The sequence below is a fragment of the Streptomyces uncialis genome, assembly GCF_001905345.1.
GTDB lineage: Bacteria > Actinomycetota > Actinomycetes > Streptomycetales > Streptomycetaceae > Streptomyces > Streptomyces uncialis.
On record NZ_LFBV01000002.1, the window covers coordinates 762,914 to 789,430 of the forward strand.

The 26,517-nt window shown below is 73.4% G+C and carries 19 protein-coding genes; 7 read left to right on the top strand and 12 right to left on the bottom strand.

The genetic code is table 11. The features are described from left to right. Positions 1-36: 36 nt before the first annotated feature. The gene (locus AB852_RS11545; protein WP_425444167.1) at positions 37-1,299 is read right to left on the bottom strand and encodes a CapA family protein; all 1,263 of its coding nucleotides are present in this window, start codon (positions 1,297-1,299) and stop codon (positions 37-39) included. Positions 1,300-2,256: 957 nt separating this feature from the next. On the opposite strand from AB852_RS11545, the gene AB852_RS11550 reads away from it, so the two are divergent. Further along, a complete protein-coding gene (locus AB852_RS11550) occupies positions 2,257-2,715 on the top strand; it encodes a hypothetical protein (protein ID WP_073787734.1) in 459 nt (152 codons plus the stop codon). Between the two features lie 140 nt (positions 2,716-2,855). Continuing rightward, a complete protein-coding gene (locus tag AB852_RS11555; RefSeq protein WP_073786696.1) occupies positions 2,856-3,569 on the top strand; it encodes an anti-sigma factor family protein in 714 nt (237 codons plus the stop codon). 56 nt (positions 3,570-3,625) lie between these two features. On the opposite strand, the gene AB852_RS11560 is transcribed toward AB852_RS11555, so the two are convergent. Both AB852_RS11560 and AB852_RS11565 read right to left on the bottom strand, forming a co-directional pair. Continuing rightward, the gene (locus AB852_RS11560) at positions 3,626-4,315 is read right to left on the bottom strand and encodes a response regulator transcription factor (RefSeq protein ID WP_073786698.1); all 690 of its coding nucleotides are present in this window, start codon (positions 4,313-4,315) and stop codon (positions 3,626-3,628) included. Beyond that, complete coding sequence (locus tag AB852_RS11565; protein WP_073786700.1) at positions 4,312-5,511, bottom strand: sensor histidine kinase; 1,200 nt, start codon at positions 5,509-5,511, stop codon at positions 4,312-4,314. Before AB852_RS11565 ends, AB852_RS11560 begins: the two co-directional genes overlap by 4 nt. Positions 5,512-5,642: 131 nt before the next feature. Between AB852_RS11565 and AB852_RS11570 the strand changes: the two genes are divergently transcribed. Further along, entirely contained in the window at positions 5,643-6,554 is a 912-nt protein-coding gene (locus tag AB852_RS11570) for an ABC transporter ATP-binding protein (RefSeq protein ID WP_073787736.1), read from the top strand. Then, positions 6,551-7,429, top strand: coding sequence for an ABC transporter permease (locus tag AB852_RS11575; RefSeq protein ID WP_073786702.1), 879 nt, complete (start codon positions 6,551-6,553; stop codon positions 7,427-7,429). The genes AB852_RS11570 and AB852_RS11575 overlap by 4 nt, the downstream gene beginning before the upstream one ends. Before the next feature lie 15 nt (positions 7,430-7,444). Here AB852_RS11575 and AB852_RS11580 read toward each other — a convergent pair whose 3' ends face one another. Both AB852_RS11580 and AB852_RS11585 read right to left on the bottom strand, forming a co-directional pair. After that, entirely contained in the window at positions 7,445-8,308 is an 864-nt protein-coding gene (locus AB852_RS11580) for an Fpg/Nei family DNA glycosylase (protein WP_073786704.1), read from the bottom strand. Positions 8,309-8,493: 185 nt separating this feature from the next. Continuing rightward, on the bottom strand, positions 8,494-10,566 hold the full coding sequence (locus AB852_RS11585; protein ID WP_073786706.1) for a SpoIIE family protein phosphatase: 2,073 nt from the start codon (positions 10,564-10,566) through the stop codon (positions 8,494-8,496). A gap of 161 nt (positions 10,567-10,727) precedes the next feature. Between AB852_RS11585 and AB852_RS11590 the strand changes: the two genes are divergently transcribed. Further along, positions 10,728-12,152, top strand: a complete 1,425-nt coding sequence (locus AB852_RS11590) for a lipase maturation factor family protein (protein WP_073786708.1) — start codon at positions 10,728-10,730, stop codon at positions 12,150-12,152. Positions 12,153-12,245: 93 nt separating this feature from the next. On the opposite strand, the gene AB852_RS11595 is transcribed toward AB852_RS11590, so the two are convergent. From AB852_RS11595 to AB852_RS11610, 5 genes are all read right to left on the bottom strand, one after another. After that, positions 12,246-13,499 (bottom strand): glycoside hydrolase 5 family protein, encoded by a 1,254-nt coding sequence (locus AB852_RS11595; RefSeq protein ID WP_073786710.1) that lies wholly within the window; start codon positions 13,497-13,499, stop codon positions 12,246-12,248. A gap of 204 nt (positions 13,500-13,703) precedes the next feature. Continuing rightward, positions 13,704-13,877 (bottom strand): hypothetical protein, encoded by a 174-nt coding sequence (locus AB852_RS39655; RefSeq protein WP_178390988.1) that lies wholly within the window; start codon positions 13,875-13,877, stop codon positions 13,704-13,706. A 701-nt stretch (positions 13,878-14,578) separates the two neighbouring features. Next, entirely contained in the window at positions 14,579-16,042 is a 1,464-nt protein-coding gene (locus tag AB852_RS11600) for an SDR family NAD(P)-dependent oxidoreductase (RefSeq protein ID WP_073786712.1), read from the bottom strand. A gap of 192 nt (positions 16,043-16,234) precedes the next feature. Beyond that, a complete protein-coding gene (locus AB852_RS11605; RefSeq protein WP_073786714.1) occupies positions 16,235-17,569 on the bottom strand; it encodes a wax ester/triacylglycerol synthase family O-acyltransferase in 1,335 nt (444 codons plus the stop codon). Positions 17,570-17,852: 283 nt separating this feature from the next. Then, positions 17,853-20,243, bottom strand: coding sequence for a GH92 family glycosyl hydrolase (locus AB852_RS11610; protein WP_073786716.1), 2,391 nt, complete (start codon positions 20,241-20,243; stop codon positions 17,853-17,855). A 698-nt stretch (positions 20,244-20,941) separates the two neighbouring features. On the opposite strand from AB852_RS11610, the gene AB852_RS11615 reads away from it, so the two are divergent. Further along, positions 20,942-22,060 carry a DMT family transporter gene (locus tag AB852_RS11615; RefSeq protein WP_178390989.1) on the top strand — a complete coding sequence of 373 codons (1,119 nt, stop codon included), beginning with the start codon at positions 20,942-20,944 and terminating at the stop codon, positions 22,058-22,060. Positions 22,061-22,133: 73 nt separating this feature from the next. On the opposite strand, the gene AB852_RS11620 is transcribed toward AB852_RS11615, so the two are convergent. After that, positions 22,134-23,537 (bottom strand): transglycosylase family protein, encoded by a 1,404-nt coding sequence (locus AB852_RS11620; RefSeq protein WP_073786718.1) that lies wholly within the window; start codon positions 23,535-23,537, stop codon positions 22,134-22,136. Positions 23,538-23,691: 154 nt separating this feature from the next. Continuing rightward, the gene (locus AB852_RS11625) at positions 23,692-24,666 is read right to left on the bottom strand and encodes an acetylxylan esterase (protein WP_073786720.1); all 975 of its coding nucleotides are present in this window, start codon (positions 24,664-24,666) and stop codon (positions 23,692-23,694) included. A 99-nt stretch (positions 24,667-24,765) separates the two neighbouring features. Between AB852_RS11625 and gndA the strand changes: the two genes are divergently transcribed. Further along, complete coding sequence (gndA, locus tag AB852_RS11630; RefSeq protein ID WP_073786722.1) at positions 24,766-26,205, top strand: NADP-dependent phosphogluconate dehydrogenase; 1,440 nt, start codon at positions 24,766-24,768, stop codon at positions 26,203-26,205. Positions 26,206-26,517: the final 312 nt, after the last annotated feature.

Sequence of the window (26,517 nt, forward strand, 5' to 3'; positions counted from 1 at the left end):
CCCCGCCGGGGATCTCCGGTCGCCCGAAAACCGGGGTCAGCGGCCCAGGGTCAGGCCGTCGGCGGCGGCGCCGCGGCTGAGGACGATCTCCTTGATGCGGTCGCGGACATCGGCGGGCCCCGTACCGTCGGCGACCGCGTCGGCGTTCAGGTTCACGACCCGGCCGCTCCCGGTGTCGATCCACTGCGGCAGGAACTCGGCCTTGCTCACCCGCCAGCGCTCACCGGGGCGGGCCGGGGGCGCGAAGGTGAAGCGTCCGATGCTGCTCTCGTTGCCGCGGGCGTCCCAGTCGCCCTCGTGGTTGACCATCCGACCGGCGATCTGGTCGCCCATGCCGTAGACGATCCAGGTGCCGTTGACCTTCTCGTAGGCCTGCGGGACATGGGCGTGCGTACCGATGATCAGATCGATGGCGGGCAGTTCGCCGCTGCGGGCCGCGGTCAGCTGCTCGCCGACGGCCAGTTGGTCCTCGTCCGGCTCGTCCTGCCATTCGGTGCCCCAGTGCAGGGAAGTGACGACCACGTCGGCGCCCGCCTCCCGGGCGGCGCGGGCGTCCTCCAGAATCAGTTCCGGTTCCATCGGGCTGACGGCCCACGGTCTGTCCTCGGGCAGCGGCTTGTTGGTGCCGTAGGTGTAGGAGAGGTGGGCGACCTTGGCACCACCGGCGCGCAGCCAGGCCGGGGTACGGGCCTCGGTCGCGGTGCGGGCGGTGCCGGAGTGCCGTACGCCCGCCTTGTCCAGGGCGTCGAGGGTGCGGTCGATGCCCTCGGGCCCGTCGTCCAGGGAGTGGTTGGTGGCGGTCGAGCAGGAGTCGTAGCCCGTGGCGGCGAGCGCGGCGGCGATCTCGGGCGGTGACCGGAAGTCCGGGTAGCCGGTGTAGTCGCCGTCGGCGCCGTACACCGTCTCCGCGTGGCAGATCGCCAGGTCCGCGCCGGAGATCACCGGACGGACCCCGGCGAGCATGGGGCGGAAGTCGTAGCCGTCGCCGCCGGAGTCGGACTGCGCGCGGCGGATGATCGAGTCGTGCGGGAGGACGTCCCCGGTGGCGGCGAGGGTGAAGCCGCGGGCGCCGCCGCCCGGCGTGCCCGAGGCGCCCGCGCCGGCCGAGGCGCCCGCGCCGGCCGAAGTACCCGCGCTGCCGGGGGCGCCCGACTTCCCGGCGGCACCGGACTTCCCGGGGCGGGCGGAGCCGTCGGCCGTGGCGGGAGCGGTGGTGTCCGGTCGCCGGTCCCGGTCCGGGCCCTGGCCGGGCGCGGTGTCCCCGCCCGCGCAGGCCGTGGCGGTGGCGCCGAGCAGCAGCACGGCGAGGACAGTGAGCGTCCGTCCGGAGGGGACGGGACGTGGACGCCCGGGACACGGGCATGGAGGTTGGTGCGAGGTCATGGAACCGGCTCCCCGTCGCTGCGCATGTCGCCGAGAGGTCGGGGGAGGCGCGGTACGCGGGTGCGGTGCGCGCCTCCGCACACTCGGCGTTCGTCATATGGTCGGACGGGACGACTCCATAGCGGAACGGTGAGGGCCACAAGCGGCCACGCCGTGACGGTCACCCGTTAGGCGCGTCCCAGCACCCCCATCCGTCACCGAGCGTTACGGGTGCCACCTCTCCCCCACCCCCGCCCAGGGCCACTCCAGCCACCCCGCAACCGGCGCGCGCGGCCCCTCTCCAGGTGCTCTCCCGGCCTTCCCGGGTCGATTCCGAGCCACTTGTGACACATCTCACGTTTCACGCATCACTCTTTCGGTGCGTGACGATCACCGCACCCACGACCCCCGCATGTGCCCAAGGCGCGACGCAGAGTAGCGGAATTGACCATTCCGTTGCGCCTGATGCGACAGGAGAGCCCAACTGCGGCCCCCGGGACGGCCCTGGGAGCAAGAAAGCGCGTGCACTCCCCCGCATCCGCGGTACCCCACCCCCGCGCACACCCGGTGCGCGGCGGAGCTCTTCCCGATTCACCGTCACATTCCGCCACCGGCGGCCGTAATGTGAGGGCTCGGCCGATCGGACGCCGGGACTCCCCCGCCCCGTGCGTCACCCCTGTGCCCTGCCGTCCCAGGGATGCGCATCCCTGGCAGGTCATATGCGAAAGCACGGAGTCGACTTGAGTGGAGTCGGGCCCGGCAACGTGTCTCACCATGAAGGCCCTTCGCCACGACCGGCGCGGGGTTGCGCGGGGGCGCGTAGGTCCGAGAGAAGGTGGAACGGTGCTGCCCGACAAGACGAACGGCACGAGTGGCGACGAACTCGTGATCCCCATGGCCTGGCTGTACGCGGAGTACATCGCGGACGAGGTGCTCCGCACAGGTGACCTCGTCCCGTCCAGCACGCTCGAATTCCGGGCCGGGCGGCAGACGCTCGCCCTCACCGCCTATCTGTCCGACCTCAACGACGAACTGTCCGGTATCCGGGTCGTCTCGCAGTTCGACGAGTGGCTCTCCCTCACCGCGTACGGCAACCCCTGGCAGGAGTGGGTGCGTGACCGACTCGCGTGCCTCGGCGCCCAGGAGCGCGCCCGGGGCCGCGCCAACCCCGATCTGCGGCTGGCCGAGGCCGCCTGGCGATGGCTGGAGCGGACCGAACTCCTCGCCCCTGACCTGGACACGGGCCTGAACTGGCCCCGCGGCGGATTCCCGGTCGACGAGAACGAACAGGTGTGGACACCCGCGTGGCAGCTCGGGGTGCCGCTCGGACATCTCGCCATCCATCTGTTCTGATCCGCGTCCGGCGGGCCACCGGCGGACGGCCGGGGCGCCGCCGGTCCCCCTTCTTGTCGTTTTTCCCATGGGTTTGAGCAAAAGCGGAAGAAGTTCCGTACTTCAGGGCGGCACACCGACCCCGTACCCGAGGACCGCCCATGAGCCCGCAAGCGCGGCACCAGGACGTCGCCGCCTACGCTCTCGGCGTCCTGGAACCGGCCGACGCCATCCGCTTCGAGGAGCACCTCGACGAGTGCGTGGCGTGCATGGTCCGGCTCGGTGACCTGTCCCGGGTGGTCACGCTCCTGGCGCCGTTCGAAGGGCCCCGGGCCGAGGAACGGCCGCCCCTGGAACGGCCTTCCGGGGAACTCCTCGACCGGCTGCTGACCGAGGTGGGCGCCCGGCAGACCCGACGCCGGACCCTGCGGATGCGGCTGATCGGAGCCGCCGCCGCGCTGGTCCTCGGCGCGCCCCTCGCCGCGTACACGCTCGGCGGCCACGGGCCGGACGCACCACACCCGCCGGTGGCCGGCGCCCCGGCCGTCCAGAGTCTGCGCGGGACCGATCCGCTCAGCGGGGCCAGGGCCTCCGTACGGCTGACGGACCGCCGCTGGGGCACCGAGGTGGCGCTCAGCCTGGCCCGGGTCCAGGGCCCGCTGGTCTGCGCGCTGATCGCGGTGGGCCGCGACGGCACCCGGCAGACCGTGGCCACCTGGGCGGTACCGCCACCCGGCGGACGTGATGTCCTGGGGGCCGTGGACCGGCGCGAAGCCCCGGTGATCTCGGGCGGCACCGCGCTCCCCCGCGCGGACATCGCCCGGTTCGAGATCCGGACCAGGGACGGACGGCTGCTGATGACGGTGAATCCCTGAGCCCGGCACGGTCCCCCGCTCACCGGCCGCCCGGGCGGCGTCCCGCCGTCCGGGCCTCAGCGGGGCGGTGACACCAGCCCCAGCTCGTACGCCGTGATGACGAGCTGGACCCGGTCGCGGGCCGCGAGCTTGGTGAACAGCCGCCCCACATGGGCCTTGGCGGTGGCCGGGCTGATGACGAGCCGTTCGGCGATCTCCGCGTTGGACAGCCCGCCGCCGACCAGGGTGAGCACCTCCCGCTCCCGGTGGGTGATGCCTCCGATCACCGGCCGGGGCGGCGCGGGCTCGGGCCGCGCCGCGAACTCCGCGATCAGACGGCCCGTCACCCGGGGCGCGAGCAGGGCGTCGCCCCGGGCCACCACCCGGACGGCGGCCAGGATCTCGTCCAGGTCCATGTCCTTGACCAGGAAGCCGCCGGCGCCCGCGCGCAGCGCCCCGTACACATACGCGTCGTCGTCGAACGTGGTGAGGACGAGGACGCGCGCCCGGCCGGGGCCCGTGGTGATCAGCCGGGTGGCCTCGATCCCGTCCATACCGGGCATCCGGATGTCCATCACGACCACGTCCGGGGCGAGTTCCCGGGTCAGCCGGACCGCTTCCGCGCCGTCGCCCGCCTCCCCGACGACCCGCAGCCCGGGGCTGCCGGACATCAGGACCCGCAGCCCGGCGCGGACCAGCGGCTGGTCGTCGACGAGCAGTACCCCGACCGTGGGATCGCGGTCCCCGGGAGCGGTGGGGGCGTTCATCGCGCGGCCACCGGGACCGGCAGCCGGGCCGCCACCTCGAAGCCGCCGCCGGGGCGGGGCCCCGCGGTGCAGCGGCCACGCAGCAGCGCCGCCCGTTCGCGCATCCCGGTGATGCCGTAGCCATGGCCCGGGGTCCCGCGGCCCCGGCCGTCGTCGGTGACGGTGAGGGACAGCGCCCCGTCCCCGTAGTCGACGACCACCCGGCAACGGGGCGTCGCGGCATGGCGTATCACGTTGGTGATCGACTCCTGGACGATACGGAACCCGGCCGCCTCCAGATCGGCGGGGAGCGGGCGCCGTTCACCGCGGAACTCGATGTCGACGTGGACGCCCGCGTCCCGCGCGGTGGCGACCAGTCGGCCGAGGTCCGCGAGGGTGGGCGCGGGGTCCAGCGACGGCACCTGGGGGTCGGTGTGCCGGAGCGCCCCGAGCATGTGCCGCAGTCCGGCGAGGGTGTCCCTGCTGGTGGTCTCGATGGCGGCGAGCGCGGCCTTCGCCTCGTCCGGGTGGCCGGCGATGACCCGGCGGCCCACCCCGGCCTGGATGGCGATGGCGCCGATGCTGTGGGCGACCATGTCGTGCAGCTCGCGGGCGATACGCAGCCGTTCGGCGGTGACGGCGTGGGCCGCCGCCTCGGCCCGTACCGTCTCGGCGTGCTCGCGGCGCTCATGGATCAGATGGGCGGTGGTCCAGGTGGCGGCGAGCCCGAGGACCAGGAACATCACGGAGGAGAGGTGGTTGTCCGCGCCGGTGCGGTAGTGGCCGACGAGGGCGACATGGGTGCCGAGCGCGAGCACGGCGGCCGTCGCGGTGCGCGCCGTGCCCCCGTGTCCGGCGGCGATCCGGCCGACGACCGCGTAGGACAGCAGGGCCTGGAGGGTGGCGAGCTGCCAGCCAGGGCCCTCGAACCCGGGCATGAACGGCTGGCGCGCGGCGGCCGAGGCGGAGGTGACGACGGCGGGGAACGAGCCCGCGAGGATCAGCAGCAGGGCGGGCAGCGGCCGCCGGCGCACCAGGGGCAGCGTCAGGACGGCGAGCGCGGCGAACGGCAGGAGCCGTACCCCGGTCGGCTCGCGTTCGTCCATCGCCGTGACGCACAGCAGCACGGGATAGGCGAGGGCCCCGGTCCAGGCCAGGAACTCCGTCGCGGCCAGGGGCAGTCGCCTCGGACCGCGCTCACGCGGCGCGATGTTCATGGGCCGATGATAGGGACGGCGTCCCACCGGGGCATCGGCCCGTGGGCGTACGCCCGGGGGCCACCCTCCGGTCGCGGAGTGCGGCCGGTCGCCCGATGACCGGGCGGGCCGGTGCGCGGGACCGTGGCGGCATGATCGAAGTCGACGATGTCACCAAGCGGTACGGCCGCACGACCGCCGTGCACGGCCTGTCCTTCACCGTGGCCCCCGGCCAGGTCACCGGATTCCTCGGGCCCAACGGCGCCGGGAAGTCCACCACGTTGCGGATGGTCCTCGGGCTGACCTCGCCCACCAGCGGTACCGTCACCGTCGGCGGGCGGCGCTTTCGCGGGCTGCCACGCGGGCTGTGCGAGGTGGGGGCGCTGCTCGACGCGGGCGACGCGCACGGCGGACGGACGGCCCGCGCCCATCTGGCGGCGCTGGCGCGCGGCAACGGACTGCCCCGGCGCCGGGTGGACGAGGTCCTCGCGCAGACGGGTCTCACGTCGGTGGCCGGGCGCCGGGTCGGCGGGTTCTCGCTGGGGATGCGGCAGCGGCTGGGGATCGCCGGGGCGCTGCTCGGTGATCCGCCGGTGCTGCTGTTCGACGAGCCCCTGAACGGCCTCGACCCGGAGGGCATCCGCTGGGTGCGGGGGCTCTTCCGGCGGCTGGCGGACGAGGGCCGTACCGTCCTGGTGTCCAGTCATCTGATGCGGGAGATGGAGCACACCGCGCAGCGGCTGATCGTCATCGGCCGGGGCGAGCTCATCGCCACCGGGACCCTCGCGGAGTTCGCGGCGGCGGACACCACGACGGATGTGTCGGTACGGACCCCGGACCCGGCGGCGCTCGCCACGGCGCTGGGCGGCCCGGGGGTGGAGGTCCGGGTGGAGGACGACGGCTCGTGCGCGGTGACCGGGCTGACGGCCCGGCGGATCGGTGATCTGGCGCTGCTCCACCGGATACCCCTGCACGGGCTGACACCCCGGCGGGCCTCGTTGGAGGAGACGTTCATGGGACTGACCTCCGACAGTGTCGAGTACGGATCGGGGAACGCGCGATGACGTCCCCGAGCGGAACGGCCTCCCCGGCGTACCGGAGCCGGTCGGCGCCCCGGGTCCGGTTCACGGATCTGACGGCCGCCGAGTGGCTGAAGCTGTGGTCGCTGCGTTCGACGTGCTGGGTGCTCGGGGTGTGCGCGGTCGTGGTGACCGGTATCAACGCGAACTCCGCGCGGTCCAACGCGGACCGGCTGGCCGGTCAGCCCGTGTCGCCGCCGTATCCGCCGCCCGGCGGCGTCGACCGGCCGTTCCTGTTCGATCCGCTGGCGACCGCGTTCACGGAACCGGCCTGGCAGATCCTGATGGCGGTCGCGGGGGCGGTCGGGGCCGCGGTGCTCTCCGGTGAGTACGCGACGGGACTTGTCCGGACGACCTTCGCGGCGGTGCCCGACCGGCGGTCCCTGCTGGCCGCGAAGACCCTGGTGGTGACGGTCGCCCTGCTGGGTTTCGGGGCCGTCGTGTCGGGGGCCTCCTTCGGGCTGACGCAAGCGCTGCTGCGGGACCACGGAGGGCTGTCCCTCACCGATCCCGGGGCGCTGCGGGCGGTGGTGGGTTCGGCGCTGCTCGCCCCGCTGTGCGGGCTGGTCGGGATGGCGACGGCCGCCGTGGTGCGGCACGCGGCGGGCAGCGCGGTGGGGACCGCCGGGCTGCTCCTGCTGGTGCCCGCGCTGTTCCGGGGCGACACCTACCGCTGGGTGGCGGAGATCGGCAACAGCATGCCGTTCAGCGCGTGGGAAGCGCTGGTCCAGAACCCGGAGCGCGACCACGGCGTCGCGAAGTACCCGGTCGGGGTCGCCGAGGCCTGGCTGGTGTACGGGGCCTGGTCGGTCGCGGCGGTCGTCCTCGCCGTGGTGGTGACCGACCGCCGGGACGTGTGAGCCATGGGGCCCGGGTCACTTGAGGAAGCGGGACATCCGGCGGTCGGCGAGGGGACGGCCGCCGGTCTGGCAGGTGGGGCAGTACTGGAGCGAGGAGTCGCTGAAGGACACCTCGCGGATGGTGTCACCGCAGACGGGGCACGCCTCGCCGGTACGGCCGTGCACCCGCAGCCCGCTCTTCTTCTCCGCCTTCAGCCGCCCGGCGGCGAGCCCCCGGGAGCGCTCGACGGCTTCGGTGAGCGTCGAGCGGGTCGCCTCGTGGAGGATGTGGATGTCCTCGGGGGTGAGATCGGCGGCCAGCTTGTACGGGGACATCTTCGCGGCGTGCAGGATCTCGTCGCTGTAGGCGTTGCCGATCCCGGCAATCAGACCCTGGTCGCGCAGCGCGCCCTTGATCCGGCGGCGTTCCCCGTCGAGCAGCCGGGTCAGGGCCGCCTCGTCGAAGGAGTCCGCGAGCGGGTCGGGGCCGAGCCGGGCGATCCCGGGGACCGTCAAGGGGTCGTCGACGACATGGACGGCGAGCCGTTTCTGGGTGCCCGCCTCGGTGAGATCGAAGCCCTGGCCGTTCGCCAGCGCGACCCGCAGCGCGAGCGGGCCCTTGCCGGGACGCGGGAGTCCGTCCGGGAGCGGGTCCCGCCAGCGGAGCCAGCCGGCACGCGCCAGATGCGTCACCAGCCAGGGGCCGTCGCGGGTGGCCAGGGCGAGGAACTTGCCGTACCGGCCGACGGAGACGACCTCGCGGCCTTCGAGCGCGGTCAGGGGCGGGTCGTACGTCTTCAGGACACTGATCGCCACCGGCAGCACCCGGACGATCTCGTGCCCCACCAGATGCTCGCCGAGGAAGTCCCTCAGCGCCTCCACCTCGGGCAGTTCGGGCATGGCTCCAGCGTCACACGAGGCCGGAGCCGACGCCTCGCGGAGGCCCGGGGGCACCGCGTGGGACGGCCGGGGCGCGCGGGACGGGCCGGGAGTCGGACGGGGTGGGCCCGGTGCGGGCGGGTCGGATGCGGGGTGGGCCGGGTGCGGGGCAGGTCAGGCGCGAGGTGCCTCAGGTGCGAGGTGCCTCAGGTACGGGGTGGGACGACGAACTCGCTCCATACGCATTTGCCGCTGCCGCGCGCCTCCACGCCCCACACGTCCGCCAGCTGGTCGACCAGCAGCAGTCCGCGCCCCGAGACCCCGGAGTCCCCCGCGTCGCGGCGGCGGGGCAGCGCGCTGGAGGGGTCCTCGACATCCACCCGCAGACGGCGTTCCGTCCCGGCGAGGACGCGCAGGGTGACGACGGCGGGACCGTCGGTGTGGACGAGGGCGTTGGTGATCATCTCGTCGGCGACGAGTTCGATGTCGTCCGCGCGGTCCCGGGCGCCCCAGGCCGCGACGGCGGAGCGGATCATCCGGCGCGCGTCGCGCAGCGCCCGGGGGTCCCCGGCGGTCACCCGGTGCTGGAGACGGCCGCCGGACTGCGGGGCGCCCACCCCGAGGCGGCGCAGCAGCAGCAGGGCGACGTCGTCGTCGCCGCCGCGTTCGTCGGCCGCCGCGCAGAGCCGGTCCGCGAGGCGCTGGAGGTCGCGGGGGCCGTCCTCGACCAGGGCGGTCAGCGCCAGCAGCCCGTCGTCGAGGTCGGCGCCGGGCTGCTCGACCAGGCCGTCGGTGCACAGCAGCAGGGTCTGGCCGGGGTCGAGCTCGATGGTCGTGACGGGGTAGTCGAGCCTGCCGAACTCGGCGGAGAGCCCGAGCGGCATCCCTCCTTCGACGGGCTGGCGGCGGCAGGTGCCGTCGGTGTGCCGGACCAGCGGGTCGAGGTGTCCGGCGCGGACGAGTTGGACGACACCGGTGGACAGGTCGGCCTCGGCGTAGAGGCAGGTCGCGAAGCGCGCCGTGTCGAGTTCATGGAGGAAGACGGAGGCGCGTGCCATCACGGTGGCGGGGGTGTGGCCCTCGGCCGCGTAGGCGCGCAGCACGATCCGGAGCTGGCCCATGACGGCGGCGGCGTGGGTGTCATGGCCCTGGACGTCGCCGATCATGGCGCCGACCCGGCCGCCGGGCAGCGGGATCACGTCGTACCAGTCGCCGCCGACGTCCCGGCCGAGGGACGCCGAGCGGTAGCGGACGGCGAGGTCGGCGCCGGGGACGGCCGGGATGGTGCGGGGCAGCATGGCTTTCTGGAGGCCGGTGGAGAGGTCCTTCTCCTGTTCGTAGAACATCGCGCGGCGCAGCCCCTGGGCGATGCTGCTGCCGAGGGCGACGAGGACGTCGCGTTCCTCCTCGGAGAAGCCGTACCGGTCGTGGTAGAGCAGTCCGAGGGCGCCGATCGGCCGGGCCTGCGCGATCAGCGGGAGGTAGGCGGCCGAGGTGATCCGCAGATCGGTGAGGTGCGGCCACAGCACCGGGTACGACTCGGCGAACTCCTCCGGCGACTCGATGAAGCGGGGTGCCAGCGTCCGTACGACCTCGCTCATCGGGTAGGGCTCGTCGATCCGGGTGACCCGGGTGCCCGGTACGAAGCTCCCGGCCGGGCCCTCGGCGACCAGCCGGATACGCCCGGCCTCGACCAGCCCGAGGACGAGGCTCTTCGCCCCGAGATGGGTCAGGCCCCTGGAGTCCTTGAGCACGTCGATGATGTCCTGGACGGTCCGGGCGTGGGCGAGCGACTCGGTGGCGACCTGCACGACGCTGGTCCGGCGGCCGACCGCCTCCGGTCCGGTGGGCCGGGCCCGTACGGCGCGGTCGTTCAGCTCGAAGGTGGCGTCCCGCACGATGCCGACGATGCGCCGGGGCCGCCCGGACGCGTCCCGCCGGACATGGGCCTGGGTGTGCGTCCAGCGCGGGGTGCCGTCCCGGCGGCGTACCCGGAAGTAGCTGCCGTAGTCGGTGCTGCCGCTCTTCATGGCCTCGGCGACCCGCGCGTCCAGCCGCTGGGCGTCGATCCGGGGGACGCGTGAGGCGAGGCTCGCGGGCAGCCCGTCGAACTCGCCGGGTGTGAGGTCGAACAGCTCGTGGGCCGTCCGGTCCAGATGCAGGCGTCCGCTGTCGAGGTCCCAGTCGAAACTGCCCATGCGGTTGAACGACAGGATCGCTTCCGGGTCGGCGGGCCAGTCGTCCGGGAGTGACAGGTCCCCCGCGCCCCGTTCAACCATGGGGCCACCTTGCCACTACTTGTCCGATTGTTCGACTCGTCGGCGGCGGATTTCCGTCCGCCGCTGCCACCAGCGGTGCCGCCGGGACGGGAACGGGGAGCGGACCGGCGTGTCCTGCCACGGGGAGCCCGCCCCGGGTCACCGAACGTCACAATGGGCGGGTGCGGTGGTTCACGGAGCCCGACTACTGGCTCGCCCGGCTGATCTTCCAGCGCACCCTGGCCGCCGTCTATCTGACCGCGTTCCTCGGGGCCGCGCTCCAGTTCCGGGCGCTGCTGGGCGAACACGGCATGCTCCCGGTGCGCCGGTACGTGGCGCGGACCCCGTTCCGTCGGGCGCCGAGCGTCTTCCACCTCCGCTCCGACGACCGGTTCCTCGCCTGCTGGGCCTGGGCGGGCTGCGCGGTGTCGGCCGCGCTGCTGGCCGGGGCCGACGCGCTGCTCCCGCTGTGGGCCGGGATGCTGCTGTGGGCGGTGCCCTGGGTGATGTACCTGTCGGTCGTGAACGTCGGGCAGACCTGGTACGGCTTCGGCTGGGAGTCCCTGCTGCTGGAGACCGGGTTCCTCGCGGTGTTCCTCGGCAACGACGAGGTGGCGCCGCCGGTGCTGGTCCTGTTGCTGCTGCGCTGGGTGCTGTTCCGGGTGGAGTTCGGCGCCGGACTGATCAAGATCCGGGGCGACGAGTGCTGGCGGAAGCTGACCTGTCTCGACCATCACCATGAGACCCAGCCGATGCCGGGCCCGCTGAGCCGGTTCTTCCATCACCTCCCGAAGCCGGTGCACCGGGTGGAGGTGGCGGCGAACCACGTCACGCAGCTCGCGCTGCCGCCGCTGCTGTTCACCCCGCAGCCGGTCGCGGGCTGGGCGGCGGCGCTGATGATCGTCACCCAGCTGTGGCTGGTCCTCTCGGGCAACTTCGCCTGGCTGAACTGGCTGACGATCGCGCTCGCCGCCTCCGCCCTGGACCTCTCCGGGCCGGCGGGTCCCCGGGAGTTCCCCCCGGCCCCGGTCTGGTACGAGGCGGTGGTGATCGCCGTGACGGTACTGGTCGCCGTCCTCAGCTACCGCCCGGCCCGCAATCTGCTGTCCCGGCGGCAAGTCATGAACCGTTCCTTCGACCCGCTGCACCTGGTCAACACCTACGGCGCCTTCGGCAGCGTCAGCCGGGTCCGGTACGAGATCGTCGTCGAGGGCACCGCCGAGCGCACCCCCCGGACTGACACGGGATGGCGGGTGTACGAGTTCCCGGGCAAGCCGACGGACGTCCGGCGGCGGCCGGGGCAGTTCGCGCCGTACCATCTGCGGCTCGACTGGATGATGTGGTTCGCGGCCCTCTCCCCCGCGTACGCCCGCCCCTGGTTCGGCGCGTTCGTGGAACGTCTGCTGACGGGTGACCGCGACACCCTGCGGCTGCTGCGCCACTCCCCCTTCCCACCGGACGCGCCACCCCGGTACGTACGGGCACGGCTGTTCCGCTACCGGTTCACGTCCCGGGCGCACCGGCGCGAGACCGGGGCGTACTGGGAGCGGACCTATGTACGGGACTTCCTGCCGCCGACCCGGCTGGACCCGGACGACGACCGGTGACCCACGACCGGCCGGGCGCACGGCATGCGGCATACGGCCCGGCGCACGGACCAGTGCCCGCGCCCGCTCCGATCCCGGTGTCCCGGTGTCCGCTCAGGTCCCCACGTCCGCCGGGGTGACGACCTCGCGGATGCCGCGTGCCGCGAGATGCGCGGTGTCCCCGGCGCGACCGGCCAGCACCAGGGCGGGCCGCACCCCTTCGGCGCTGAGCCGGGCGAACGCCTCGGACACCGGGCCGCCCGGCGCGCAGACGGAACGCCGGGGCGCGTCCTCCTCGTCGCCCGCGTCGACGGCGAGGGCGATCCCGCGCGGGGCGGGCCGGTGCGGCGCCTCCCGCTGTTCGCGGGCGATCCGGGCGACCTCCTCGCCCGCGGGCTTGACCCGGCGGTCCTCCGTCAGCAGTCCCAGGCTGTACTCCAGCTCGGGGAAGTCGGCGAGCGAACGGGACACGTCGTGCGAGCACCACCAGGTGATCCCCCAGAGGTCCTCGCAGTCCAGCGCGGCGTCGACCGTGGCGCGGGTGAACGCGGCGGCGTGTTCGGCCGGGATCAGCGGCGCGGGCGCGCCGACCTCCTGGAGCCAGACCGGGCGGTGCGGGTCGTCGGCCCAGGCCTTGGACAGCTCCACCAGGTACGCCGCGTGCTGTTCGGTGGCCGTCCCGGTGCGTCCGTGGCGCTGCGCGGTCCCGTTGAACACCCAGGAGTGCACGGCGGTGACCGCGCCGAGCCGGGCGGCCTGGGCCGGGGTGAAGGGCTGGTCGTCCTGGTACCAGGTGGCGTCGTACTCGGCGTGCAGATGGGTCCTGCCGGGCGCGCCCTCCTCGCAGGCGGCGAGCAGCCGCCGCAGCCAGCGTCCGGCCTCGTCGGTGGTGGCCGGGTCGGGGTCGGGGTGGGGCCCGGCGGCGAACTGGTTGATCTCGTTGCCGATGGTCATACCGATGAAGTTGGGCCGGTCGGCGAGCGCGGCGGCGAGGGTCCGCAGATAGTCGGCCTGGCCGGACACGGCGTCCGGGTCGGTGAAGAGGTTGCGGCGGTGCCAGGTCCGGGTCCAGGAGGGCACGAAGTCGAAGCTCGACAGATGCCCTTGGAGACCGTCGACATTGACGTCCAGACCGCGCTCGGCCGCCGCGTCCGCGAGCTGGACGAGCTGCTCCACGGCGCGCGGACGGATCAGGGAACGATTCGGCTGGAAATAGGGCCAGATCGGGAAGACCCTGATGTGGTCGAGACCGAGGGCGGCGATGGAGTCGAGATCGGCGCGGACGGCGTCGATCTCGAAGTCCAGCCAGTGGTGGAACCATCCCTGGCTGGGGGTGTAGTTGACGCCGAAACGGACTGCGGAGGGCATAGGGGTCCCGGTGCTCGGATCTCCAGGGGAACGAACTCCTGGACGATCTTTCCCGCGGAGTCCTCCGATGTCCAGGTTCTTACCGCCCCCGGAGCGGGACCCCGGAAGCCGGGTCCGGAGGGGGGTGCCCCCCGGACCCACGGCCTCCGCTCCGGCCAGGAACATGGAGCGGACCCCGCCGCACGGGGCGGCGGCGGACCGGTGTCAGTCCACGCTGGGCAGGATGTGCGGCTCGGCGAGGTCGTCCTCGTAACCGGCGAGCCGGATGGGGGCGGACCGCGACCACACCTCCAGGCTGCCGAGGGCTTCGGCCTTGCGACGGGTGGTCCGGTCGCCGGTGTCGACGGGTTGTTCGCTGGTGGTCTTCTCTGGTGTCACCGCGCACTCCTTCTGTGTCGGGTCACCCTCCGGGCGTCCTGGCCCACCGTGTCAGCGGGCGCCTGACGCCCGATCGGGCGTGGATAGAGGCAGTTCGGACGCGGTGGCGCCGGCAACTCGCTGGGAGCGGACCGTGTGAGCGGTTCGCCCCGGGACGGACCATGGGGACGGGTAGGCCCCCTTGGTGCTGTCCGTCCGGTACAGACTAACCATCTGAGCGGGCCAGCGCTCTATAGGGCTGACAAGAAGTGCGACCCTTCACGGTCGCATGGTGTTCATTCGGCCATGATCCGCCGGACGGCGCACCCGCTCGGACCGGCCGGACGGCCCGGACGGGCAACGCCGCACGTCAGCCCGCTCCGTGCGGGGCCCCGGAGGGGCGGGGGGACAGGTGGAGGGACGGCCCGGACGCGGGCCCCCCGCACGGCTGCTCCGTCCGGGTGAGGACGGTCACGGCGGTCACGGCGGCCATGGCGGCGGCCGGACGGGCGGGGCGGACGGCCAGGGCAAGGCACGGCAAGAGGGAGGGGAGGGCGCCCGAGGAGTGGGCGCGGAAACGGCGGGAAGGGCGGCGCGGCTCAGGGCAGCGAGACTCCCGCCCGTTCGCCGCTCGCCGGGGTCCGTTCACCGCTCGCCGGGGTCCGTGCACCGTTGGCCCGGGACCTGCTCGCCAGGTCCCCTTCACCTCTCGCCGGAACCGTTCACCACTTGCCGGGCGCGTAGTCCTTCATGAAGACGCCGTACAGGTCCTCGCCCGCCTCACCGCGCACGATCGGGTCGTACACCCGGGCCGCGCCGTCGATGAGGTCCAGCGGGGCGTGGAATCCGGCGTCGGCGAGCCGCATCTTGTCGGGGTGCGGGCGCTCGTCGGTGATCCAGCCCGTGTCGACGGCGGTCATCAGGATGCGGTCCTGGTCGTACATCTCCTGCGCGCTGGTGCGGGTGAGCATGTTGAGCGCGGCCTTGGCCATGTTGGTGTGCGGGTGGCCGGCGCCCTTGTAGCCGCGGTTGAAGACGCCCTCCATCGCGGACACGTTGACGATGTAGGCGCGGCGGGCCCCGGCGGCGACGGCGGCGGTCATGGCCGGGCGCAGTCGGCTGATGAGGATGAACGGGGCGGTCGAGTTGCAGAGCTGCACCTCAAGGAGCTCGACGGGGTCGACCTCGTCGACGGTCTGCACCCAGCTGTTGCTGGCGTGCAGATCGGGTACGAGGCCGCCCGCGTCGATCGCGGTACCGGCGGCGATGCGCTCCAGGGAGGCCGAGCCGGAGACCAGGGCCAGCTCGGTGATGTCCTGGGCGGAGAGTCCGCCGGTGCGGGCGGCGGGCAGCGCGGCGACCGCGCCGGAGCCGAAGGTGCCGATGACCTCGGCGGCGGGCAGTTCACCGGCGGGTACCGGCGCGGACTCGGCGGCGAGCAGTTCGCTGTACGCCTGCGGGGAGCGGCGTACGGTCTGGGCGGCGTTGTTGATGAGGATGTCGAGGGGCCCGGCCGCGCTCACGGAGTCCGCGAGGGCGACGACCTGCGCCGGGTCACGCAGATCGATGCCGACGACCTTCAGCCGGTGCATCCAGTCGGGGCTGTCGGGCATCGCCTTGAAGCGGCGGACGGCGTCGTTGGGGAACCGGGTGGTGATCGTGGTGTGCGCCCCGTCGCGGAGCAGCCGCAGCGCGATGTACATGCCGATCTTGGCGCGTCCGCCGGTGAGCAGGGCCCGCTTGCCGGTGAGGTCGGCCCCGGCGTCGCGCCTGGTCCGGTTGGTGGCGGCGCAGTCCCGGCAGAGCTGGTGGTAGAACGCGTCGACCTCGACGTAGCGCGCCTTGCAGGTGTAGCAGGACCGGGGCCGCTGGAGTATCCCGGCGAGTTCCCCGGCTGCGGTGCCGGAGGGCAGGAGGCCCTGGGTCTCGTCGTCGATGCGTTCGGCGGAGCCGGTGGCGGTCGCCTCGGTGACGGCCTTGTCGTGGGCGGTCTTCGAGGCCCGGCGCTCCTGGCGGCGGCGCTGCTTCACCGTCCGGTAGATCCCGGCGGTGGCGCGCCGCACGGCGATCGCGTCGGGGTGGTCCACCTCCAGCTTGTCGAGCTCTTCGAGCACGCCCAGACAGACGGCGAGACGTTCCGGGTCGATGCCCGGACCGTACGTGGGGATGTCCTCGATCGCCGTCATGCCGTTCCTCGTGCCGCTCGTACCGCCGCTGTCCCCGGGCACGGCCGGTGGGCCGGGTGCCGTGGGTCCTCTGAAAGCGGAACTTTACGGGAGGTACGAGTCCCGGCGCCAAACAGCGCGCTGTCCGGTCGGACACACCCCCGCCGCGGGGTGCGGGAGGCCCCTGCCGGACGGGCTTCCCCGGGTCGCGGGTCAGCCGTCGGTGGCCGCGGCGAGGGCCGCCAGTTCGGTGGTCAGGGCCCGGGCCAGCGCGTCGAGGTCGGGGACGGCGACGGCGTCGGCGACCAGCCCGAAGTGCACCCGCCCCCGGTAGGTGGAGACGGCGACCGCGAGGGACTGGCCGTGGGCGAGGGGGGCGAGCGGGTAGACCTCGGTGAGCGGGCAGCCGCCGAGGCGCAGGCCCAGGCTGGGCAGCGGGACGCTGGTGACGAGGATGTCGAAGAGGAGCCGTGCCGCCTGCGCGACCACGGGGCCGCTGACCCGGTGGCCGAGCGCGGGCACATGGTCCGCGAGCAGGGCGATCGCTCCGGCGCCCCGGTGCGGGCCCGCGTCCTTGTTGCGGTCCATGGCGGCGCGGACGGAGCGCAGCCTGGCCAGCGGGTCGGGCTCGCCGACCGGGAGCCGGACGAGATAGCCGGAGAGCCGGTTGCCCTGGGGGTGGGCGGTGCGGGGGCGGCGCCGGGAGACGGGGATCAGGGCCCTCGGCGCGACCCCTTCGCTGGACTCGCCGCGGCCCTCCAGCCAGCGCCGCAGCGCTCCGGCGACCAGGGCGATCAGGACGTCGTTGACGGTGCCGCCCGCGGACTTGCGGACCCGGTGCACATCGTCCAGATCGAGGACGACGCCCGCGGTGCGGCGGGTGCCGGTGGGGCGGGAGGTGAGGGCGGGGGTGGAGCGCACGTCCCAGGTGGCGCGGGCCACGGCGGCGCCGATGTCGAGGGCCCGGGTGAGGTCGGCGACGGTCCCGAGCAGCCGTCCGGACAGCGGCCGGGGACCGGCCCGCTCGGGGGCTCGCCGCCCGGGCGGCGAGGCGGAGGCCGGGACGGGCGGGGGACGGCCCGGGAGTCCGCCGGGGTCCATGATCGCGGCGCCGAGGGTCAGGGCGCGCAGACCGTCCGCGAGGGCGTGATGGAACTTGAACAGCACGGCGAACGAGGTGTCGTCGCCCTCGGCGGGCAGGACGAGGACCTCCCACGGGGGTTTCGCGCGGTCCAGGGGGTGCCCCATGGCGGTGGCGGCGGCCGCGTGGAAGTCGGTCACGGGTTCGGCGAGCCGGACGTGTTCCAGGGGGTCGAAGTCGGCTGCCGGTACCCGGGCGGCGCCGCCGACGGGCACCGTGACGTCCCTGATCCGCATCCGCAGTCCGGGTACGGCGGCGGCCCGGGTGGCGAGCAGTTCGGCGGCGTGCCGGGCGGCTCCGGGCGCGTCGGCGGTGAAGACGCCGAGTGCCGCGAGGTGCATGGGGTGCCCGGCCGACTCCATGTTCCAGAAGGCCAGGTCGAGGGGGGCCAGCGGCTGGGTGCCCATGCTCTGCTCTCGCGTCGGGTGCTTCGGGTGCTGCGGGACGGGGTGGGCGGCGGATTCGGCGGCACGGGTCGGTGCTGCGGAAGGGGCGGGTGCGACGGGACGGTGCGGGGGTGCGATGGGTACGCAGTCAATCCCCAGGGGCGGCCATGGTCAAGCACCCCGGTGCTACGCACAGTTAACAACGCGTGAAGTCCCCGTCCCGGCCGCCCCGTCCCGCCCGGCAAGGCATCCGTACCCGGCCGGGCACACCGTCGCGCCGGGTACGGATGCCCCGCCGGCCCGCTCAGGGGCGGTCGGCGGCGGTGTGCAGGGCGGGCATCGCCGCGTCCGGCCGGGTGCCCCAGGCAGAGGGTGCCTCACCGACGGTGAACGCCAGTTCCCGCAGTCCTCGCAGCTCGCCGGAGGTCAGATACGTACGGGGATGGTCGGTGCCGTCGGTGCGCACCCGCTGGATGTAGCGCCGGTCGGACGTGGTGCCGGGTGCCCGGAGGGTGAGGCCGCCGCGTGGGTGGTGGCGGCGGTCGAGGGTGAGGTCGACCCGGTCGAACACCGGTGTGGACAGGCCCCATACGGCGCTGCCCGGCCGGATCGGATACAGCCCCAGCGCGGACAGCACATGCCAGGCCGACATGGTGCCGAGGTCGTCGTTGCCGGTCATCCCCGTGGGCGTGTCGGTGTAGAGGGTGAGGGCGGCGTGCACCACGTCGGTGGTGGCCCAGGGCTTGCCGGTCGACAGATAGGTGTAGGGGGCGATGAGGTCGGGTTCGTTCTGCGGGTTGTACTTGTCCGCGTTGTAGTACTCGTACGGTCCGTCGACCCAGACCTCCCGGGCCGTGCGGGCGGGGTCGGCGAGCAGCCGGTCGTAGGCGAAGAAGGTGTCGAGACGCGCGTTGGTGGCATCCGGCCCGCCGAGCAGCCCGATCAGGCCCGGCAGGTCCTGGGGGACGAGCCACTGGTACTGCCAGGCGGTGCCCTCGTGGAAGCCCGAGCCGCGGGCCGGGTCGGCCGGTCCGGTGAACGCCCCGTCGCCGTCCCGGGGTCGGAAGAAGCCGGTGTCCGGGTCGAACACCGAGCGGTAGTTGCGGGCGCGGGCCGCGTAGCGGCGGGCGTCGGCGTGGTGGCCGAGGTCGCGGGCCATCTCGCCCAGGGCCGCGTCGGCGAGCGCGTACTCCAGGGTGGCCGAGCCCCCGTGGTCGTGATCGGAGTCGCCGGGCTTGGTGTGCGGGCGGCCTTCCAGATGGGGTACGTACCCGCGTTCCAGATAGGCGGCGTTGGCCTCGCGGCCGACGGCCGGTGAGCCGGGCGGCGGTACCCCGTCGGCGTTGCGGCGCAGCGCGCGGTACGCCCGCTGTTCATGGCCGCGCAGCAGGCCCTGCTGATAGGCGTTGGTGAGGAAGGGGGTGACCGGGTCGCCGGTCATGATGTTCGTCTCGACCGTGCCGTAGCCCCATTTGGGCAGCCAGCCGCCCTCCTCGCCCACGCGCAGCACCGACAACGCCATGTCCCGTGACTCGCGGGGCGCCAGCAGTGCGAGGAGCTGCGCCTGGGTGCGGTAGGTGTCCCACAGGGACCAGTTCTGATAGTAGGTGAAGCCCCGGGCGCGGTGCACCCGTCCGTCCCAGCCCCGGTAGCGGCCGTCGGTGTCGCTGCCGGTGTTGGGGGCGAGGAAGGACCGGTACAGCGAGGAGTAGAAGGTCCGGCGCAGGGTCCGGTCGCCGCCGTGGGCGCGGACGTCGTCGAGCCGGTCCTCCCACGCGGCGCGCGCGGCCTGCCGCACCCGGCTGAAGGAACGGCCGCCCTCGGCGCGCAGATTGCGGGCGGCGCCCCGGGCGTCGACGTAGGACAGGGCGGTGGTGGCCTCGACGGTCCGGTCGCCCCGGGTGTCGAAGCGGACCCAGGCGCCGCTCCGGCCGGTGGTCGCGGCGGCGCGGGTGCTCCCGTCGGTGACGGTCGCGCCCTGCCAGGTGCCGTACGCGGTGAAGGGCCGGTCGAAGCGGGTGAGGGTGTGGACGGTGTAGGGCTCGGTGGCCTGGCAGAAGCCGCTGCCGGTGATGCTGGTGCGGATGGTGCGGTCGTCGAGGATCTCGACGGCGCTGGCGCGGTTGCGGTGCAGCGCCTGGCCCGCGTTGAGCAGGACGTTGGCACGGTCGGTGGCGGGGAAGGTGTAGCGCTGGACGCCGGTGCGGCGGGACGCGGTGAGTTCGGCGCGTACGCCGTTGCCGAGGCCCACCCGGTAGTAGCCGGGCCCGGCGGCCTCGTCGGTGTGCCGGAAGGGGACGGCGTAGCGGGCGTTGTCGGTGGCCGTGATGTCACCGGTGGTCGGCAGCACGGGCAGGTCACCGCCGATCCGGCAGCCGACACCGGAGAGATGGACGGCGGAGAAGCCGCGGATACGGGTGTCGGCGTGGTCGTAGCCGGTGTTGTGCCCGGTGTCCGGTGAGAGCTGGACCATGCCGAACGGCACGGCGGCGCCGGGGTAGGTGTTGCCTTCGTTGGCGGTGCCGATGAACGGGTTCACCAGATCGGTGAGCCGCTCGGTCCGGGCGGTGGCGTCGTACGGCGCGACCGCGTCGGCGGCGGGGGCGGCGAGTGCGCCGCCGAGCAGGGCCAGTGCCGTGACCGCGCCGGCCGAGCGCGGGTGCGGGCGCCGGGTCCATCGCCGGGTCCATCGCATGGGGAAGTCCTCCGGGAGGGGGGTGACATCGTCGCCGGGCCGCCCCGGACGCGGGTGTGACCGGGCGCGGCGGGGGTGGGCGCGCGCCGGGCCGAGGGGGCGTCGGAAGAGGTGCCCGGCGGGGGCGGAGGCGGGGGGCGGAAGGGGACCGGGCGGGGACGGCATGGTCGGTGCGGCGTGCCGCCCGTGGTGCCCGAGTCGGCCGCGATGTCGGGGAGGCTCATTCTTGGAGCCCCCGGCGGGAGCGTCAAGGAGCCGGGCGGGGCGCCCGCGCCACTCCCCCGTACGGCCGTCATCACCGGCCCCCGGGCACGGAACGGACTCCCTTGTCCGGCGGAGGGGTTGGGCGACCGCCGTACGAGGCAACATCCAGGTACCCGGTACGGGTGCCGCTCCCGGTACGTGGACGGCGGGACGGGCGCCGGGCGGCGCCGGGACGCGTCCGGCGGTGACCGGCCCACCGGTCGGCGGACCGCCGCAGGGCCGACTTCCGGGGTAGCACGCGCGTCCACCCAGGGGACGACTCCCGTAGGTGATCCCTAGGGGGTCTACTCCATCGGTAGTAGGACGGAATGCGTGCTCAGGTACGACGACGTGGCGGCTCAGGAGAGGGATCGTAGGAACATGACATCCGACCCCCCGCGGCGCCTGACGCGCCGCACCCCGCGCACGGCCGGCCGCACCCCCGGGAGATCCGCATGAGCGGCTTCGTGTTCGCGGTGGCGCTCTGCCTCGTCTCCGCGGTGGCGTACGCGGGCGGGGCGATCGTCCAGGAGCGGGTCGCGGTGTCCACCCCGGGACGTACCGCTGTGCCGGTTCGCCGTCCCCTGTGGTGGGGAGCGGTCGGGCTGAACGGCCTGGGCGCGGTCCTGCATGTGCTGGCGCTGGCGTACGGACCGCTGAGTCTGGTGCAGCCGCTCGGCGCGCTGACCATAGTGTTCGCGCTGCCGATGGCCGCGTTCCTGGTGCGCCGGCGGGCGGGTGCCACGGCGTGGCGCGGTGCGTTGATGGCGACGATCGGTCTGGCCGGTCTGCTGTCGCTGACGAGCAGCGCGGGCGAGCAGTCGATGAACGGCGCGGAGCGGCTGGTGCTGGCGCTGGTGACCGCGGGCGCGCTGGTGACGCTGACGGTGGCCGCGCAGGCGGCGCACCGGCATCCGGCGGTGCGCAGTGTGCTGCTGGCGAGCGCGGCGGGTGTCGCGTTCGGCATCGGGTCGGTGTTCACGAAGGCCGTGGCCCTGGACTGGACCGAGCAGTCGGCGACGCTCGACATCCCGAGCCTCGCGGTGATCGCCGCGCTGGCCACGGCGGGCATGTTCATGTCCCAGTCGGCGTACCGGGGCGCCGGTCTGGCGGCCCCGCTGTCGACGGTGACCGTGGTGAATCCGGTGGTCGCCGCGGCCGTGGGGCTCACGCTGCTCGGGGAGAGCTTCCGGTACGGCTCGGCGGGCACGGTGCTCGCGCTGGGCTGCGGCGTGGTCGCGGCGGGCGGGCTGATCCTGCTGACGACCGAGCGGATCGGGCGTGAGCAGCAGGAGAGCGCGGCGCTCCTCGGCGAGGCCGTGGAGCTGACGGGCGGCACGGCGGCGGCCGGTGAGGACTCCGCTACGGGGACGGACCGTCCGGTGGTGGCCGACGGGGACGGTGGGCCGTCCCTGGCGTTCCCGGTGGACGAGCGGGCCGCGATGCCGCATCAGCGCGGCATCCTGGAGCTGCGCCGGGAGCCCGGACGCCGGGGCGCGCACCCGGGGCTGCCGTCCGTGCAGGATCTGGCGCACCCGTGTGCGTTCCGGCCGCGCACCCGGGTCAAGTCGTAGGGCGGGGTACGGGTGAGGGCCGTTGCCCGCCGTGTCGACGGCGGGCAACGGCCCTCACCCGTGTGCCGGTGGGTCAGATACGGACGCCGCCGCCGCGGAGGTAGGCCAGCGGGTCGATGTCGGAGCCGAAGCCGGGGCCGGTGCGGATCTCGAAGTGGAGGTGCGGTCCCGTGCTGTTGCCGGTGGAGCCTGAGCGGCCGATGCGCTGACCGCTCACCACGCTCTGGCCGGACCGTACGGAGATCGCCGAGAGATGGGCGTACTGGCTGTAACGGCCGTCGCTGTGCCGGATGATCACCTGGTAGCCGTAGGAACCGGCCCAGCCCGCGGAGACGATCTCGCCCCGGGAGACGGACTTCACCGAGGTCCCGGTGGGCACGGGGAAGTCGACGCCGGTGTGGTAGCCCTTCGACCAGTGGGGGCCGGACACCCGGTACGAGGTGCCGGTGGCCCCGGTGACCGGCGCGGAGAACTCGGCGGAGGTACGGGCCTCTCCGCGCGACGCGGCTTCCTGACGCCGTTCGGGTGCCGCCTTCGCCTGGCGGCGTTCGGGTGCCGCCTTGGGCTTGGGCTTCGGCTTGGCCTTCGGGGCGACGGCCTTCGGGGCAGCCTTGGGAGCCGCCTTCGGGGCTGTCTTCGCGGGGGCCGATTCCCGACGGGTATCGGGGGCGGCGGAGGGCTTCCTGGTGACCGGTTTGCTGACGGCCGGCCCCCGGTCCGGGGCCGCGCGCTCGGTGGATCTGCGCTCGGGCTTCTCGGCCTGCTTGCGTTCCCGGTCGGCCGCCCGGTCCCGTTCCCGGGGGACGGCTGTACGGGCGGAGGCGTCCAGGGAGAGGCTCTGGCCGGGGATGATGAGGTCGGGGTCGTCCCCTATGGCCGAGCGGTTGCTCTGGTAGAGGCGCTGCCAGCCGCCGTCGACCCGGCGTTGGTCGGCGATGCCGGAGAGCGTGTCGCCCCGTACGACGGTGTACATCTCGGACTTGCCCGCGCGGGACTGCGGGGTGGCCTCCGGCTTGACGTCCCGGACGTCGGTGCGCGCGGAACGGTCCGGCGCGGACGGGGCCCGGGCGGCCGTGGGGTTGATCTCGGGGGCGTCGCCGCCCCGGGTGAGGCCAGCTTCCACCGAGCAGGAGGGCCAGGCGCCGGGGCCCTGTCCCTTGAGCACCTTCTCGGCGACGGCGATCTGCTGGTCCCTGCTGGCCAGATCGGCGCGCGGGGCGAACGCCCGGCCGCCGTAGGCCTCCCAGGTGGACTGGGTGAACTGGAGCCCGCCGAAGTAGCCGTTGCCGGTGTTGATGGTCCAGTTGTTGCTGGACTCGCAGTCGGCGACCTTGTTCCAGGTGCCCGCGTCCGCGGCTTGCGCGAGGTTCGCGCCGATGAGCGGCATGGCGATTCCGGCGCCGCCGGCTGTCAGGGTCAGTGATGTCCGGTTGATCCGCTTCGGCTGGACCCTGCGGTGTCGGCCACGCACGGCCATGTGTCGCCCCCTTGTTGTCCTTTGGGGAGGGCCCCCAAGGCATCAGGATTGGCAAAACTATGTGCTGCGAACCGGCCAGACAAGAGGGTAACCGGTCGCTTACTCAGCGCGCCGGACGTCGATTTGTCCCAGGACGTCCGGCACGCCGCGCCGGTCAGCCGTTCAAGTACTGAGGAAGCCAGCGGAGTTGGACGCCCTTCTGATAAAAGCCCCCGCCCTCATGACCGTTGAAGCGGTAGACCTCCATGGCACGCTCACGGCCGGAGTAGGCGTTGAACGCCGCGAACACCGTGGACGGCGGACACGTCTGGTCCTCCAGGGCCGTCGAGAACAGCGCGGGCGCGCGTCCCCGGGCCGCGAAGTGGACCCCGTCGAAGTAGGACAGCGTCCGGAAGGTCCGGTCCTCATGGCCGCGCCGCGCCTTCAGATAGAAGGCGATCTCACGGTACGGAAGCTTGTCGGTGAGGGTGGCCCCGCGCGGGAAGTCGCACAGGAACGGCACGTCGGAGACGATGGCGACCAGGTCCGGCACCAGTCCGCCCACGGCGAGGGTGATGCCGCCGCCCTGGCTCTCCCCGATCGCGGCGACCCGGCCCGCGTCGATCAGCGGATGGGAGCGGGCGGCCTCGACGGCCCGCACCGCGTCGGTGAAGACCCGCCGGTAGTAGTAGTCGTGCGGGTCCTCGACGCCCCGGGTCATGAAGCCGGGGGCCGAGGGTCCGGAACCGACCGGATCGGCGGTGTCGCCCTGGGCGTCCGCGTTGCTGCCCTGGCCGCGGGTGTCCATCACGAAGTGCGCGTAGCCCGCGGTCGCCCACAGCAGATGCATGTGCGGCAGCCCGCGGCCGTGTCCGTAGCCGATGTATTCGACAACGGCCGGAATCGGCTCGGTCGTTCCCGCCGGGAGGACGAGCCAGCCCTTGACGGGGTGCCCGCCGAAGCCCGCGAACGTCACATCGAAGACGTCCACACCGGCGAGCGGTACGTCCACCGGGACGAAACGGGCGGCTATGTCGTGCCGGCGGGCCTCCGTGAGGGTCTTCGCCCAGAACTCGTCGAAGTCGTCCGGCTCCGGCAGATCGGGACGGTAGGTGCGCAGTTCGTCGAGAGGCAGATCGAAATGAGGCACAGATGATTCCCTTTTCGTACAAGTGTCGGCACTCCACACTACGTGGGAGCGTGATACTGACGATCACTACCTGCACGTCCGATTCCAGGAGCCACAGGCATGACCACCACAGCTCAGATCGGTGTCACGGGCCTCGCCGTGATGGGGCGCAATCTGGCCCGCAACTTCGCCCGCAACGGCTACGCCGTCGCCCTGCACAACCGCACCGCCGCGCGTACCCACGACCTGGTCGCCGAGTTCGGCGAGGAGGGCGTGTTCGTCCCCACCGAGACCGCCAAGGAGTTCGTCGCCGCGCTGGAACGGCCCCGCCGGCTGGTCGTCATGGTGAAGGCCGGGGATCCGACGGACGCGGTGATCCAGGAGTTCGCGCCGCTGCTCGAACCCGGGGACATGATCATCGACGGCGGCAACGCGCATTTCGCCGACACCCGGCGCCGTGAGCGGGAACTGCGCGAGCAGGGCATCCACTTCGTCGGCGCCGGGGTGTCGGGCGGTGAGGAGGGCGCGCTGCGCGGGCCGAGCATCATGCCCGGCGGCTCCGAGGAGTCCTACGCGGCGCTCGGCCCGATGCTGGAGAAGATCTCCGCGAAGGCCGAGGACGGGGCGCCCTGTGTCACCCATGTCGGTCCGGACGGCGCCGGACACTTCGTGAAGATGGTGCACAACGGCATCGAGTACGCCGATATGCAGCTCATCGCGGAGGCGTACCACCTGCTGCGGGACGTCGCCGGGTACTCCCCCGCGCAGATCGCCGACATCTTCCGCACCTGGAACACCGGGCGGCTCGACTCGTATCTCATCGAGATCACCGCCGAGGTGCTGTCGCACGTCGACGCCGCGACCGGGAAGCCGTTCGTGGACGTCGTCCAGGACCGCGCCGAGCAGAAGGGCACGGGACGCTGGACCGTGCAGATCGCCCTCGACCTCGGCGTGCCGGTCTCCGGCATCGCGGAGGCGGTGTTCGCCCGCGCCGTCTCGGGCCACGCCGAGCTGCGGGAGGCGTCCCGTGAACTGGCCGGGCCGTCGGCCCGGCCGCTCGACGATGCCGCGGCCGCGGCCTTCGCCGACCAGGTCGAGCAGGCGCTGTACGCGTCGAAGATCGTGTCGTACACCCAGGGCTTCCAGCAGATCGCCGCCGGGAGCGAGGAGTACGGGTGGGACATCGATCTGGGCGCGGTCGCCTCGATCTGGCGCGGCGGGTGCATCATCCGGGCCGCGTTCCTGGACCGTATCCGGGCGGCGTACGACACCCGGCCCGATCTGCCGGGGCTGCTGTCCGACGGGGACTTCGCCCGGGAGATCGGTGAGGCTCAGGACGACTGGCGGGCGGTGCTGGTCCAGGCGACGCGGCAGGGTGTTCCGGCGCCGGGGTTCTCGGCGGCTCTCGCGTACTACGACGCGTTGCGCTCCGCGCGGCTTCCGGCGGCGTTGACGCAGGGGCAGCGGGACTTCTTCGGGGCGCACACGTATCGGCGGGTCGACCGTGAGGGGTCGTTCCACACGCTGTGGGGCGGGGATCGGTCGGAGGTCGAGGCGTAGCCCTTGCCGGGCGGGGGGCGGGCACCCTCTGGGGTGGCGGTGGGGTGTTGGCCCACCGCCACCGCTGGTTTCGGGGCGACGTGGGTGTGGTTCCACTGTGTGCCCGCTTTCCTGGTTCCGGCTCACTCCGATAGCGGAGGCTTCTGAGGCCACGCTAGGGTCACGCCGAAGAATCGGATGATGAATCGGCCCCCGGTCCAGGCTGCCACCTGTACGGACCGGGGGTCCTGCTACTCCGGCGAAAATCCGCGCTATCCGAAAGGACCGCGATGGCTCCCCCGTCGTACCTCCGGAACGCCTCGGCGCCCCGGC